Origin of the sequence: Rhizobium sp. WW_1 (genome assembly GCF_003610155.1) — a bacterium.
In the GTDB taxonomy this organism is placed as follows: domain Bacteria; phylum Pseudomonadota; class Alphaproteobacteria; order Rhizobiales; family Rhizobiaceae; genus Rhizobium; species Rhizobium tropici_A.
This window is the reverse complement of the sequence record NZ_RAIN01000001.1, coordinates 1,114,171-1,128,364: the sequence shown is the minus strand read 5'-3', so window position 1 is coordinate 1,128,364 and position 14,194 is coordinate 1,114,171. Positions and strand designations below refer to the sequence as shown.

The window sequence follows — 14,194 nt, the reverse complement described above, 5'->3', positions numbered from 1 at the left end:
TTTGGTGCGAGAAGTTGCCGCGCGTTACCGATCTCCCCCCGTGTGGGGGAGATGTCCCGAAAGGGACAGAGGGGGGTGTGCACTCCCCACAGACTTGTAGCTAATTTGATCCCGGAGCCCGCATGTCCCAATCCCTCTTCCTCGTAGCCCTCGTCGTCGACGACTACGATCGTGCCAAAGCCTTCTACTGCGATGCCCTCGGCTTCGAGTGCCTGCAGGACGAAGTGCAGCCGGAGGGCAAGCGCTGGGTCGTTGTCACGCCGAAAGGCGCGGAAGGGGCAGCGCTATTGCTCGCCCAAGCCGCCAGCGACAGCCAGCGTGCAGCGATCGGCAACCAGACCGGCGGCCGCGTCGGCTTCTTCCTCAAGACCGATGATTTCGCTCGGGATCATGCTGCGATGCTTGCCAAGGGCGTGCAGTTTCGCGAGGAGCCACGCCACGAAGCCTATGGCATGGTGGCGGTCTTTGCCGATCCCTATGGCAACACCTGGGACCTCATCCAGCATTCTTCCTGAGACTCCAGCACATATACTCTTGATCCCTGCCGATCCCACGTGCATAAGCCGCCCGAAACCAAGGGTCGAGCGCCGCTCGCCCAGGCCCTCCACAAGCCTTTTGAGGACGACATGACCGAATTCAAGCCGCTCGTATTCTCCGGCGTTCAGCCAACCGGCAATCTCCACCTCGGTAACTATCTCGGCGCGATCCGCAAGTTCGTGGCCCTGCAGGCCAACAACGACTGCATCTACTGCGTCGTCGACATGCATGCGCTGACGGCGCAGCTCGTGCATGAGGACATGCCGAACCAGACGCGCTCGATCACCGCGGCCTTCCTTGCCGCCGGCATCGATCCGGAAAAGCATATCGTCTTCAATCAGTCGGCCGTGCCGGGACACGCCGAGCTTGCCTGGATCTTCAACTGCGTCGCCCGCATCGGCTGGATGAACCGCATGACGCAGTTCAAGGATAAGGCCGGCAAGGACCGTGAGCAGGCCTCGCTCGGCCTCTACGCCTATCCGAGCCTGATGGCCGCTGACATTCTGCTCTACCGCGCCACCCATGTTCCTGTCGGCGACGACCAGAAGCAGCATCTGGAGCTGACCCGCGATATCGCCATGAAGTTCAATCTGGACTACATGGAGCATATCCGCCGCACCGGCTACGGCATCGACATCACCGTCGGCGACGAGCCGGTCCATGCCTATTTCCCGATGGTCGAGCCGCTGATCGATGGTCCTGCGCCGCGCGTCATGTCGCTGCGTGATGGCACGAAGAAGATGTCGAAGTCAGACGCTTCCGACCTGTCGCGCATCAACCTGCTCGACGATGAGGAAAACATTTCGAAGAAAATCCGCAAGGCGAAGACCGATCCTGATGGCTTGCCGAGCGAAATCGCCGGTCTCGCTGGCCGCCCGGAAGCCGACAATCTGGTCGGCATCTATGCGGCCCTTGCCGACAAGTCGAAGGCCGACGTTCTCTCCGAATTCGGCGGCCAGCAGTTCTCGGTGTTCAAGCCGGCACTGGTCGATCTCGCCGTGCATGTGCTCTCGCCGATCACGACGGAAATGCGCCGCCTGATGGCCGATCCCGGCCATATTGACGCGGTCTTGCGCGATGGCAGCGCCCGCGCCCGCGCTCGTGCCGATGTTACCATGAAGCAGGTCCGCGACATTATCGGCTTTCTCTATTGATGATGTCGTAATGCAGGCTCCCGCCTGAAAACGGGGGCTTGCAAAACGCCGTTTTCGGGTGTCAGAGTCGCCGCATGGTTTCAACACGACTCTCACGGCTCGAAGGCCATCGCCGCAAGTTCATGGCGATCATCGACGGCACACCTGAATGCCAGCGCGCCGTCCACTATGCCGGCCGGCGCGCCAAGAATTCCAATGGCGGCCTCGTGCTGCTCTACGTGATCCCCGAGGGCGATTTCCAGCAATGGCTTGGCGTCGAGGAGATCATGCGGGCGGAAGCGCGTGAGGAGGCCGAGGCGGTGACGGCGAAAGCGGCTCAAAGCATCCGCGAAAACGTCGGCATCGATGCGGAGATCGTCATTCGTGAGGGATCGGCCGCCGAGCAGATCAATGCTGTGATCGAAGAGGACCGCGATATCGCGCTGCTCGTTCTGGCCGCGGGTTCCGCCAAGGAAGGGCCGGGCCCGCTGGTCTCGTCGATCGCCGGCCGCGCCGCAGCTTTTCCGATCCCGGTGACGGTGCTTCCGGATACGCTGAGCAACGAGGAAATCGACGCGTTGAGCTGACCGGCATATGCCATTTCTTGAGAAAGACTCTCTTGAATAGAATGGCCAAAAGGCCTATCTTCTTTTGAAATATTCTAAAGTCGGGACCGGGCGTCTGCCCGCCGCATGGAGATCAAGATGTTCATTCAGACCGAAGCGACGCCGAATCCCGCGACCCTCAAGTTCCTGCCGGGCAAGGTGGTGATGGAAAACGGCACGGCCGAATTCCGCAGCGCCGATGAGGCCGAGGCTTCGCCGCTGGCCGCCCGTCTTTTCGAGATCCCCGGCGTGACCGGCGTCTATTTCGGCTACGATTTCATTTCCGTCTCCAAGGAAAATCAGGAATGGCAGCATCTGAAGCCCGCCATTCTCGGCTCGATCATGGAGCACTTCATGTCCGGCAAGCCGGTCATGGGTTCGACGTCTGTGCTGTCCGAAGTGCAGGATGCCGGCGGCGAGTTCTTCGATGAGGGCGACGAGGCGATCGTGCTGACCATCAAGGAACTGCTTGATACACGCGTGCGCCCGGCCGTTGCCCAGGATGGCGGCGACATCACCTTCCGCGGCTTCCGTGACGGCAAGGTCTACCTGAACATGAAGGGCTCGTGTGCCGGTTGCCCGTCTTCGACGGCAACGCTGAAGCATGGCGTGCAGAACCTGCTGCGCCATTTCGTCCCCGAAGTTCAGGAAGTCGAAGCCGTCTAATCCCGGCTTTTCGGAAAAGTTGACATGATCGTACTGGCGCTCGACACGGCAGGTGTGGATTGCGCTGCTGCTGTGTATGATAGCGGCAGTGATTCTGTGATGGGGGAGGTCACGGAAACGATCGGACGGGGGCATGCGGAGCATCTGATGCACGTTGTCGACGAGGCGCTGGCGAAAGCCGGTACGACGCTTTCGGCAATCGAGCGCGTCGTGGTGACCGTCGGCCCCGGTTCCTTCACCGGCATCCGCATCGGCGTCGCAGCCGCGCGCGGTTTTGCACTTTCCCTCAATGTTCCTGCAGTCGGCGTCACGACCCTCGAGGTCATGGCTGCGACTGCCAGAGCGCAGAATCCGGGCAAGTCGGTTCTGGCTGCCATCGATGCCAAGCGCGAGGAGATCTATCTCCAGAGCTTCGACGCCGATGGCAACCCGCTGGACGAGGCTCGGGCCGTGACGATCGACGAAGCGCGGGCAATTGCTAGCGCCTTCGACGGCATCGTCACCGGAACGGCTGTCGCCCGGTTGAGCGACGCGCCGCCGGCGGAGCGGCCAGACGCATTTCCGATTGCCATCGTCGCCCGGCTGGGCGTCGGCAAACCTGCCGGCGAAAAGCCGAAGCCGCTTTATCTTCGCGGACCCGATGCCAGACCGCAGGCCGGATACGCAGTTGCCAGGCAATAGACATGCTCGAATCCTATCTGACTCTGAAAGCCGAATACGAAATCGTCCCGATGGAACTCAAGGATTGCGCCGAGGTGGCGCTCCTGCATGGCGAGCGGTTCCCGCGGGTCTGGGACGAGAGTGAATTTCAAGGCCTCCTCGGCCAGGACACGACTTTCGGCTTCGTCGCGCGCCAGACCAACGCCATCCTGAAAAAAGCGCTTCCGGGCTTCGTGCTGGCGCGGCATGTGGCAGGCGAGGGCGAAATCCTGACGATCGCCGTCAATGCCAAGCTCGGACGTTCCGGCCTCGGCTGGCGGCTGATGCACGCGGCCCTTCGCGAGGCCCGCAATCGCGGCGGCGAAACCATGTTTCTGGAGGTCGATGGCGGCAATCAGCCGGCGCTCGGCCTTTACCGCAAGCTCGGTTTCGAGACGGTCGGCGAGCGCAAGGCCTATTATGTCGGCGAAAACGGCCAGAAGTCGACGGCGCTTGTCATGCGCCGCGTTCTTCGCTAGTCCGTTGTCACAGTCCAAACAGACCGAAGACAACGATTGATGGAAGATGCCGTAAAATCCCTGGAGGAGCTTTGCGCCGAGCGCGGTATGCGCATGACGGACCAGCGCCGGGTCATTGCGCGCATCATCGAGAGCTCCGGGGATCATCCTGATGTCGAGGAGCTCTATCGCCGTTCCGTAGAAGTGGATGCGAAGATCTCGATTTCCACGGTCTATCGCACGGTAAAACTGTTCGAGGATGCCGGCCTTCTAGCCCGCCACGATTTTCGCGATGGACGCTCCCGCTACGAGACCGTGCCGGAAGAGCACCACGATCACCTGATCGATCTCAAGAGTGGCCAGGTGATCGAATTTCATTCGCCGGAAATCGAGGCGCTGCAGGAGCGCATCGCCCGCGAACACGGATTCAAACTCGTCGACCACCGGCTGGAGCTTTACGGCATCCCGCTGAAGAAGGACGAAGCTTGACGTGAAGGCTTTCATGCAGGAGCGAATGATTTGATGACGAGGCTGCGCATCGGCTGTGCCCTCGTGGTCATTTGCGTCGTCAGCGCCGTGATGCTGCCAATGCAGATCGTTTGCCTGCGCTTCGACTGGAAGCTCAGACGCTATCTGCCACGCTATTGGCATCGCATCGTCTGTTATTGGCTTGGCGTGCGCATCCACGTCGTCGGCAAGATGGAGACGAGCCGGCCGTTGATGCTGGCGTCCAACCATTCGTCCTGGCTCGACATTCTCGTCCTGTCAGCGGTAGCTGATGTCTCTTTCATCGCCAAGTCGGAAGTGCGGGACTGGCCGATCTTCGGTCAGTTCGCACAATGGCAGAAGAGTGTCTTCGTCGAGCGCGAGCAGAAGCGCAAGACCGGCGAGCAGGTGAACGAGATCGCCGACCGCATGGCCGATGGCGAAATCATGGTGCTGTTTCCCGAGGGGACGACTTCGGACGGTAATCGGCTGCTCGAAGTCAAATCCTCGCTGTTCGGGGCCGCCGCAGCCGCCCTGCCCAAGGCGCCGGATGGCGTCGTGCATGTGCAGCCGGTCGCGGTCGCCTATACCCGCGTCCATGGAACGCCGATGGGCCGCTATTACCGCCCGCTGACGGCATGGCCCGGCGATATCGAGCTCGTGCCGCACCTGAAGGGCATCTTCCAGTGCGGAGCCATAGATGTCGACGTCTGCTTCGGCGAAGCGGTCGATTATCGGGCCGGCAGCAACCGCAAGGAAGTGAGCGCCACCATCGCGCGGCGTATCCGCAATATGCTTGCCAGCCGCCTGCTGGGACGCGAGATCGCCTGATTTCCAGGTGATTCCAACTTTTCCATTTTCTCCGAAGGCAAAAGCCACTACATAGCGGCCCATGACCAAGGACAGCCTAACCCTCGACGCCCCGGCGACCGACGCTTCGCAGCTCGGCCCCCGCGATGGCTCCAACAGCCGCAAGGTCTTCATCAAGACCTACGGCTGTCAGATGAACGTCTACGATTCCACGCGGATGAGCGATGCGCTTTCCCGTGACGGCTATGAGCCGACCGAGGACATGGAAGAGGCCGATCTCGTCCTGCTGAATACCTGTCATATCCGCGAGAAGGCTGCCGAAAAGGTCTATTCCGCACTCGGCCGTCTGCGCGAGATGAAGAAGCGCAAGGCAGCCGACGGTCGCGAGATGATGATCGGCGTCACCGGCTGCGTCGCGCAGGCCGAGGGCGAGGAAATCTTGCGCCGCGCGCCCGCCGTCGATGTGGTCATCGGCCCGCAGACCTATCATCGCCTGCCGGATGCGCTTCGCCGCGCCAAGGAAGGCCAGCGCGTCGTCGACACCGAATATGCGATCGAGGACAAGTTCGAGCATCTGCCGATCGCCGAAAAGACGAAGATCCGCGCCCGCGGCGTCACCGCCTTTCTGACGGTGCAGGAAGGCTGCGACAAGTTCTGTACCTTCTGCGTGGTGCCCTATACGCGCGGCTCCGAAGTTTCCCGTCCGGTCTCCCAGATCGTCGAGGAAGCCGAGAAGCTTGTGGATGGCGGCGTGCGCGAAATCACGCTGCTCGGCCAGAACGTCAACGCCTGGCATGGCCTCGGCCCGACGGGCGAGGCATGGAGCTTCGGCGACCTCCTCTATCGCCTGGCGGAGATTCCCGGCCTGGCGCGCTTGCGCTACACCACCAGCCACCCGCGCGATATGGACGACCGGCTGATCGGTGCACATCGCGACCTGCGCACGCTGATGCCCTATCTGCACCTACCCGTGCAGGCCGGTTCGGACAGAATTCTGAAGGCGATGAACCGCCGGCATACGGCTGCGGAATACCTCACGCTGATCGAGAAGATCCGCACGGCTCGCCCCGATATCGCCCTTTCGGGCGATTTCATCGTCGGCTTCCCGGGGGAGACAGACCAGGATTTTGAGGATACACTCAAGCTGATCGAGGAGGTGAATTATGCACAGGCCTTCTCGTTCAAATACTCGACGCGGCCGGGCACGCCCGGAGCGGAGCTGAAGGATCAGGTGCCCGAAGAGGTCAAGACCGAGCGGCTGGAGCGATTGCAGGCATTGCTGCTGAGGCAGCAGCATGCGTTTGCCGAGGCTTGTGTGGGCAAAACAGTGGATATCCTTCTGGAAAAGCCGGGCCGGATGCCGGGCCAGTTGATTGGACGCTCTCCCTGGCTGCAATCTGTGAATGTTGATGCAAAAGCATCGCAAATCGGTGACATTATTAACGTACGAATCACCGGAACGAGCACCAACAGCCTTTTTGCTGAGTTGCTCCAGGTTCCGGCCTAGCCAAAGGAGCCGCACCGCTTGAACGGACAGGAATTGGTTTCTTCTTCATCGCGCCAGCCCCGCACCGCGAGCGACGCCAATCACTTCACCCTGACGTTCGAGAATAATCGGTTCGCCAGCGAGCTTTTCGGGCAGTTCGACCAGAATTTGAAGCTGCTCGAGGAACGTCTCGGCATCGATGCTCGCGCCCGAGGCAATTCCGTCGTCATTACTGGCGATGTGCTGGCCACCAACCAGGCGCGCCGCACGCTCGATTACCTCTATGACAAGCTGCAAAAGGGCGGCAATGTGGAGCGTTCCGACGTGGAAGGGGCAATCCGCATGGCGGTTGCCGCCGACGACCAATTGACGCTGCCGACCATGGAGAGAAAAGCCAAGTTGACGATGGCGCAGATTTCGACGCGCAAGAAAACGATCATTGCGCGCACGCCGACGCAGGATGCCTATATGCGGGCGCTGGAGCGCTCCGAGCTTGTTCTCGGCGTCGGCCCTGCCGGTACCGGCAAGACCTATCTCGCCGTCGCGCACGCTGCCCAGCTCCTGGAGCGCGGTGCGGTGGAAAAGATCATCCTGTCGCGCCCGGCCGTAGAAGCCGGCGAACGCCTCGGCTTCCTGCCCGGCGATATGAAGGAAAAGGTCGATCCCTATCTGCGCCCGCTCTATGACGCGCTTTACGACATGATGCCCGGCGACAAGGTCGAACGCGCCATCACCGCAGGTGTCATCGAAATCGCGCCGCTTGCCTTCATGCGTGGCCGCACGCTTTCCAATGCCGCTGTCATCCTCGACGAGGCGCAGAACACGACATCGATGCAGATGAAGATGTTCCTGACCCGTCTCGGCGAAAACTCGCGGATGATCGTAACGGGCGATCCGAGCCAGATCGACCTGCCGCGCGGCGTCAAGTCGGGCCTGGTGGAGGCGCTCGATCTGCTGCACGGCGTCGAAGGCATCACCATTGTCCGCTTCAAGGATACGGACGTCGTCCGCCATCCGCTGGTGGCGCGCATCGTCCGGGCCTACGATTCCACCTATGCCGCAAAGGCAGAGGAAAGCGATCCGCAGATCTGATCTGCGGCGCGAACACTCATGGCAGAACTCGATATACAAGTCAGCGTGGAGGAGGGCGATTGGCCCTCCGAAGAGGAATTGCAGGCGCTTGCCGAGCGGGTGCTTGGCGAGGCCGCGGCCTATCTCAAGAAACACGAGAAGCAGCCATTTCCGAAAATGGCGCCCGAATTGTCACTGGTCTTCACCGACGATGCCTCGATCCGCGAAATCAACGCGGAATGGCGCTCGCAGGACAAGGCGACGAACGTGTTGTCCTTCCCGGCCTTTCCGCTGGAACCCGGCGGCAAGCCCGGCCCGATGCTTGGCGATATCATCATCGCCAGGGAAACGGTGGAGCGCGAAGCCGTCGATCTCGAAAAGAGTTTTGACGAGCATTTGACCCATTTGATGGTGCATGGTTTCTTGCATCTCTTCGGCTACGACCATATGAATAATAGCGAAGCCGAAAGAATGGAGGGGCTGGAGACTCGCATTTTGGCTAGTCTTGGCCTATCTGATCCCTATGCGGGACAAGACCCCATTTGATTTGAACCCTGTCTGACCAGGAACAATGAGCGACTTTACGACACGAACGGCCCCCGAGGCCAAAGACAGCGCCGATGCGGCCTCCTCCGACGAGGTAGGCAGTAGTAGCAACGGCAAGCGATCCCAATCTTCATTCTGGGCACGCGCTGCGCGCATATTGCGCCCGGCACAGGACTCCGCCCGGCTGCGCGAGGATCTTGCCGACGCGTTGATGACCAACGCGGCCGGTGACGATGCCTTCTCCGCCGACGAGCGGGCGATGCTGCACAATATCCTGCGCTTCCGCGAGGTGCGCGTCGAGGATGTCATGGTGCCGCGCGCCGATATCGAGGCTGTGGACCAGAACATCACCATCGGCGAACTGATGATCCTGTTCGAGGAAAGCGGCCGCTCGCGCATGCCGGTCTATGCCGATACGCTGGATGATCCGCGCGGCATGGTGCATATTCGCGACCTGCTCTCCTATGTGGCCAAGCAGGCGCGCAACAAGCGCCGTGGCAGCAGCACGAAGACGGCCGCCGCCACAACGGCAGCGTCTGTCACGGAAAAGCCGACACGCTCGGCGAAGCCGAATTTTGATCTTTCGCGCGTCGATCTGCAGAAGACGCTGGTCGAGGCCGGCATCATCCGCAAGATCCTGTTCGTCCCGCCGTCGATGCTGGCCTCCGATCTCCTGCGTCGTATGCAGGTCAACCGCACGCAGATGGCGCTTGTGATCGACGAGTACGGCGGCACGGATGGTCTCGCTTCGCACGAGGACATCGTCGAAATGGTCGTCGGCGACATCGACGACGAGCACGATGACGAAGAAGTGATGTTCAAGCGCGTCTCCGAAGACGTCTTTGTTGCCGATGCCCGTGTCGAGCTGGAGGAGATCGCCGCCGCGATCGGCCCGGATTTCGACATCGCCGAGCAGGTGGACGAAGTGGATACGCTTGGCGGCCTCATCTTCTCCGCGCTAGGCCGCATTCCGGTACGTGGCGAGGTGGTGCAGGCGCTGCCAGGTTTCGAGTTCCATATTCTCGATGCCGATCCGCGTCGCATCAAGCGGGTGCGCATCACGCGCAAGCGCCATGCCGTTCGTCGCCGGCCGACCGTCAAGCTGGAAGGCGAGGCGGGGGCGTCGGAGCGCGACCTGCCTGCGCCGGAAGCGATCGCTGAGGAAACATCGGCAGAACGCAACGCGACCAGCCATTAATCGGGCGCTACGGCGGGACAAACCGCTGCTTTTTTGAAAGACTGCCGCCAGTTGATTCGCGATTGGACGGAGCTGGCGCATGGAATGGCTTTCGGGCAGGGTGATCCTCGTCTGGGGTTTCAAACGTGCGTTGCTTGCGATCCTTGCCGGGGCTATCGGCGTGCTGGCACTGCCGCCCTTCGGCTTCTTCGCGGCGATGTTCGTCTCGTTTACGCTGCTCGTCTGGCTGCTGGATGGCGTCGCCGCCGGTCCGGATAGCGGCTTTCTCGGGCGCTTGTGGCCAGCCTTCTTCACCGGCTGGCTCTTCGGCTTCGGCTATTTTGTCGCCGGCCTCTGGTGGCTCGGTCATGCGCTGCTGATCGATGCCGATGAATTCGCCTGGGCATTGCCGCTCGCAATCCTCGGTCTGCCGGCCTTTCTGGCCATCTTCTATGGCGTGGCGACCATGCTTGCCCGCATCCTGTGGTCCGACGGCATGGGGCGTGTTGCAGCACTTGCCTTCAGTTTTGGCCTGCTGGAATGGCTGCGCAGCTTCCTTTTCACCGGCTTTCCCTGGAATGCCATCGGCTATGGCGCCATGCCGACACCGCTGATGATGCAGTCGGCGCATGTGGTCGGCATGCTCGGTGTCACGGCGCTGGCGGTCTTCGTCTTCGCATCGCCCGCGCTGCTTGGCACCCGCCAGGGCCGGGTGCCGGGGATCGGCCTTGCCGTCCTCATTGCCGCCGCCCATTTCGGCTATGGCTATTATGCGCTGAGCCAGCCGGACGCGCCACTCACAGACGCTAAGACCGCGCCTGTGGTGCGCATCGTCCAGCCCTCCATCGACCAGGAAACCAAGATGGATACCGCCGCCGATCGCGCCGCCATCTTCGACAAGCATCTGGCGCTTTCGGTCCAGCCGCCGGCAAATGGCGGCAAGCGGCCCGATATCATCGTCTGGCCGGAGACGGCCGTGCCCTTTATTCTGACCGATAATCGCGATGCGCTCGCCCGCATCGCCGATCAGCTCGATGACGATCAGATCCTGATTACCGGCGCCGTCCGCGTCGAGGACATGGGACCGGGCGTCGAGCCGCGCTATTATAATTCGATCTATGTCATCGACGGCCGCGGTCAGATCGTCGGTGCATCCGACAAGACCCATCTCGTCCCCTTCGGCGAGTATGTGCCCTTCGAGCATATTTTGAGCTATCTCGGCATCGAGAATGTCGTGGAACTGCCCGGCGGCTTTTCCGCGGCCACAAAACGGCAATTGCTGACCATGCCCGATGGCGTCAAATTCTATCCGCTGATCTGCTACGAGATCATCTTCCCGAACGAGATGGCATCGGAAATCCGCCAGGCCAACGCCATCCTCAATGTCACGAATGACGGTTGGTTCGGCGACACGCCCGGCCCATATCAGCATTTCCTGCAGGCAAGAGTGAGGGCGGTGGAGCAGGGGTTGCCACTGATTCGAAGCGCCAACACGGGCATTTCAGCATTTGTTGATCCGCATGGACGGGTACTTTCCGGTATCGACTATAACCAACAGGGCTTTATTGACACTACCCTGGGTGGCGCAACCGTGTCGCGCATCGACGATAAAGCCAGGAAAACATACTTTTGGTTGATCATCGGAGTGGTCGGCATGATTGCTCTGATTTCGCGCATGGGTTTTATTTTCAGGGTGAATTGACCAAAAAACCCTAAAATTGCATAGTGCTAGATGTCCGCCTTTCGAACGTAGACTGGAGGCCTTGGGGGCGTCGGCTGCAACGTGGCGTTATAGGGGTGGTGAAGGGTACCGGGTGGCAGGTCCTGAATTCAACCTATGTTAGGGTAATATGATGATTGAGAATAAAAAGAAGCCGAACCCCATCGACATTCATGTCGGTAGCCGCATACGCCTCCGCCGCACAATGCTTGGCATGAGCCAGGAAAAGCTCGGCGAAAGCCTTGGAATCACATTTCAGCAGATTCAGAAATACGAAAAAGGCACCAATCGCGTCGGCGCCAGCCGTCTGCAGAATATCTCCAGCATCCTCAATGTCCCGGTTTCCTTCTTCTTCGAGGATGCCCCGGGCGAACACTCGGCTGCCGCAGGCGGCATGGCCGAGGCATCCAGCTCCAACTACGTGGTCGACTTTCTGTCTTCTTCGGAAGGCTTGCAGCTCAACCGCGCCTTCGTGAAAATTTCCGATGGCAAGGTCCGCCGCAAGGTTGTCGAGCTGGTCAAGGCGCTAGCAGCCGAGGCTGATGCCGAATAGCTCTTCGAAGTGGGGGACGAAGCGATAAAGTCGGGAGGCGGTCATTTTGGCCGCCTTTTCCGTATTTACGGCAAAATTTTATCACTTGGGCGGGGATATAAAGATATATTTATGTCCTTGTGCGGCTTGTCTTTCGAGGCGGAGGCGAATATCAAAAGCAGAGATTTGTTCTTTGAGGGGAATCCCGCATGCGCGCGAATTATCTGTTTACGAGTGAGTCTGTTGCCGAAGGTCACCCGGATAAAGTTTGTGACCGCATTTCTGATGAAATTGTCGATCTGGTCTACCGCGAAGCTGCAAAGACCGGAGTAAACCCCTGGACCGTGCGCATTGCATGCGAGACCCTTGCCACCACCAACCGCGTCGTGATCGCCGGTGAAGTGCGTCTGCCGCCGAGCCTGATGAAGAAGGACAAGGACGGCAACGACGTCATCAATCCTTCGAAGTTCAAGGCCGCCGCGCGCCGCGCTATCAAGGATATCGGCTACGAGCAGGACGGCTTCCACTGGAAGAAGGCCCGCATCGACGTTCTCCTGCACTCGCAGTCCGCCGATATCGCCCAGGGCGTCGACAACGCCGCCGACCAGCAGGGCGACGAAGGTGCCGGCGACCAGGGCATCATGTTCGGCTACGCCTGCAAGGAAACGCCTGACCTCATGCCGGCGCCGATCTACTATTCGCACAAGATCCTGCAGCTGCTCGCTGCCGCCCGCAAGAAGGGCGATGGCGAAGTCGCCAAGCTCGGCCCGGACGCCAAGAGCCAGGTGACGGTTCGCTACGTCGACGGCAAGCCGTCCGAAGCGACCTCGATCGTTCTCTCCACCCAGCATCTCGACGACAGCTGGGATTCGAACAAGGTTCGCGCCGTTGTCGAGCCTTATATCGTCGAAGCCCTTGGTGATCTGAAGATCGCTGCCGATTGCAAGTGGTACATCAATCCCACGGGCAAGTTCGTCATCGGCGGCCCGGACGGCGACGCCGGCCTCACCGGCCGCAAGATCATCGTCGACACCTACGGCGGCGCAGCTCCGCACGGCGGCGGTGCCTTCTCGGGCAAGGACACGACCAAGGTCGACCGTTCCGCAGCCTATGCGGCTCGCTACCTCGCAAAGAACGTCGTCGCCGCAGGTCTTTCCGATCGCTGCACGATCCAGCTTTCCTACGCTATCGGCGTTGCGCAGCCGCTGTCGATCTATGTCGACCTGCACGGCACAGGCAAGGGCGTCACCGAGGATCAGGTCGAAGCGGCCATCCGCAAGAACATGGACCTTTCGCCGACCGGCATCCGCCGTCACCTCGACCTCAACAAGCCGATCTACGCCAAGACCTCGGCTTACGGTCACTTCGGCCGCAAGGCTGGCCGTGACGGCTCGTTCTCCTGGGAGCGTACGGACCTGGTGAAGGCTCTCAAGGAAGCCGTGAAGCTCCGGGAAGCCGCATGATCGATACCGAGCGCCGGTCGCGGGCGACGGAAGCATTCTTCGGCCGGCGCAAGGGTAAGGCCTTGCGCGGCCAGCAGGCTGAGAAGCTGGAAGCATTGCTGCCGCAGTTCATCGTCGATCTCGCAAGCCCGGCGCCGCAGCCGCTGAACGATCTCTTCCCGGTGCCATCAGAGCGCCTGCGCCTGGAGATCGGTTTTGGCGGTGGAGAGCATCTGATCCACAGGGCGCTGGAGCAACCGAAGACCGGCTTCATCGGCGTGGAACCCTTCGTCAATTCGATGCAGAAGCTGCTGGCGCGGGTCGACGAGGCCGGCGCTCACAATATCCGCGTCTACAATGATGATGCGACGCAGGTGCTGGATTGGTTGCCGGACGGCTGTCTCGACCAGATCGACCTGCTCTATCCCGATCCCTGGCCAAAGAAGAAGCACTGGAAGCGTCGCTTCGTCTCCCAGGTGAATCTTGCCCGCTTCCACCGCGTTTTGAAGCCCGGCGCGCTCTTCTGCTTTGCCTCCGATATCGACACCTACGTCAATTGGACGCTGCAGCACTGCCAGGCGCATGGCGGCTTCGAATGGACTGCGCAGAATGCCGCCGACTGGTTGACACCCTATGAGGGCTGGCCAAGCACGCGCTACGAGGCCAAGGCGAGGCGCGAAGGGCGCTCGTCGGCCTATCTGACCTTCAAGAAGGTTTGAGTGCTCCAATTGCGGGCGGAAATTTCAGTTTGAATTATTCGCATCGTGTCGTGCGGACCGCCGCTCAAGGCGGTCTGGATCATGCGCATTCACCGCTGGGCGGGGCC

General features: G+C 60.9%; 16 protein-coding genes. All 16 read left to right on the top strand.

All coding sequences use genetic code 11. From position 1 onward, the window contains the following. Positions 1-122 precede the first annotated feature (122 nt). The 16 genes from BJ928_RS05390 (at position 123) to trmB (ending at position 14,087) form a co-directional block, all read left to right on the top strand. Positions 123-515, top strand: coding sequence for a VOC family protein (locus BJ928_RS05390; RefSeq protein ID WP_047628326.1), 393 nt, complete (start codon positions 123-125; stop codon positions 513-515). 111 nt (positions 516-626) lie between these two features. Further along, complete coding sequence (gene trpS, locus BJ928_RS05385) at positions 627-1,691, top strand: tryptophan--tRNA ligase (RefSeq protein ID WP_047628325.1); 1,065 nt, start codon at positions 627-629, stop codon at positions 1,689-1,691. Between the two features lie 74 nt (positions 1,692-1,765). Continuing rightward, positions 1,766-2,257: a universal stress protein gene (locus tag BJ928_RS05380; protein ID WP_047628324.1), complete on the top strand. Its 492-nt coding sequence runs from the start codon at positions 1,766-1,768 to the stop codon at positions 2,255-2,257. Between the two features lie 117 nt (positions 2,258-2,374). After that, the gene (locus BJ928_RS05375) at positions 2,375-2,941 is read left to right on the top strand and encodes a NifU family protein (RefSeq protein ID WP_047628820.1); all 567 of its coding nucleotides are present in this window, start codon (positions 2,375-2,377) and stop codon (positions 2,939-2,941) included. Positions 2,942-2,965: 24 nt separating this feature from the next. Then, entirely contained in the window at positions 2,966-3,622 is a 657-nt protein-coding gene (gene tsaB / locus BJ928_RS05370; protein ID WP_047628323.1) for a tRNA (adenosine(37)-N6)-threonylcarbamoyltransferase complex dimerization subunit type 1 TsaB, read from the top strand. Positions 3,623-3,624: 2 nt separating this feature from the next. After that, positions 3,625-4,119 carry an N-acetyltransferase gene (locus tag BJ928_RS05365; protein WP_047628322.1) on the top strand — a complete coding sequence of 165 codons (495 nt, stop codon included), beginning with the start codon at positions 3,625-3,627 and terminating at the stop codon, positions 4,117-4,119. 39 nt (positions 4,120-4,158) lie between these two features. Further along, the gene (locus BJ928_RS05360; RefSeq protein WP_047628321.1) at positions 4,159-4,587 is read left to right on the top strand and encodes a Fur family transcriptional regulator; all 429 of its coding nucleotides are present in this window, start codon (positions 4,159-4,161) and stop codon (positions 4,585-4,587) included. Positions 4,588-4,617: 30 nt separating this feature from the next. After that, positions 4,618-5,415 carry a lysophospholipid acyltransferase family protein gene (locus tag BJ928_RS05355; RefSeq protein ID WP_047628319.1) on the top strand — a complete coding sequence of 266 codons (798 nt, stop codon included), beginning with the start codon at positions 4,618-4,620 and terminating at the stop codon, positions 5,413-5,415. Positions 5,416-5,476: 61 nt separating this feature from the next. Continuing rightward, complete coding sequence (gene miaB, locus BJ928_RS05350) at positions 5,477-6,901, top strand: tRNA (N6-isopentenyl adenosine(37)-C2)-methylthiotransferase MiaB (RefSeq protein WP_047628317.1); 1,425 nt, start codon at positions 5,477-5,479, stop codon at positions 6,899-6,901. An 18-nt stretch (positions 6,902-6,919) separates the two neighbouring features. Then, positions 6,920-7,972, top strand: a complete 1,053-nt coding sequence (locus BJ928_RS05345; RefSeq protein ID WP_047628315.1) for a PhoH family protein — start codon at positions 6,920-6,922, stop codon at positions 7,970-7,972. 18 nt (positions 7,973-7,990) lie between these two features. Beyond that, entirely contained in the window at positions 7,991-8,497 is a 507-nt protein-coding gene (ybeY, locus tag BJ928_RS05340; RefSeq protein WP_047628313.1) for an rRNA maturation RNase YbeY, read from the top strand. 25 nt (positions 8,498-8,522) lie between these two features. Beyond that, the gene (locus BJ928_RS05335) at positions 8,523-9,695 is read left to right on the top strand and encodes a hemolysin family protein (protein WP_047628310.1); all 1,173 of its coding nucleotides are present in this window, start codon (positions 8,523-8,525) and stop codon (positions 9,693-9,695) included. Positions 9,696-9,774: 79 nt separating this feature from the next. Beyond that, positions 9,775-11,376 carry an apolipoprotein N-acyltransferase gene (lnt, locus tag BJ928_RS05330; RefSeq protein WP_047628309.1) on the top strand — a complete coding sequence of 534 codons (1,602 nt, stop codon included), beginning with the start codon at positions 9,775-9,777 and terminating at the stop codon, positions 11,374-11,376. A gap of 151 nt (positions 11,377-11,527) precedes the next feature. Further along, positions 11,528-11,947: a helix-turn-helix domain-containing protein gene (locus tag BJ928_RS05325; protein ID WP_047628819.1), complete on the top strand. Its 420-nt coding sequence runs from the start codon at positions 11,528-11,530 to the stop codon at positions 11,945-11,947. 188 nt (positions 11,948-12,135) lie between these two features. After that, the gene (gene metK / locus BJ928_RS05320) at positions 12,136-13,389 is read left to right on the top strand and encodes a methionine adenosyltransferase (protein ID WP_047628308.1); all 1,254 of its coding nucleotides are present in this window, start codon (positions 12,136-12,138) and stop codon (positions 13,387-13,389) included. Next, complete coding sequence (gene trmB / locus BJ928_RS05315) at positions 13,386-14,087, top strand: tRNA (guanosine(46)-N7)-methyltransferase TrmB (RefSeq protein WP_047628307.1); 702 nt, start codon at positions 13,386-13,388, stop codon at positions 14,085-14,087. The genes metK and trmB overlap by 4 nt, the downstream gene beginning before the upstream one ends. The last annotated feature ends 107 nt before the right edge of the window (positions 14,088-14,194 follow it).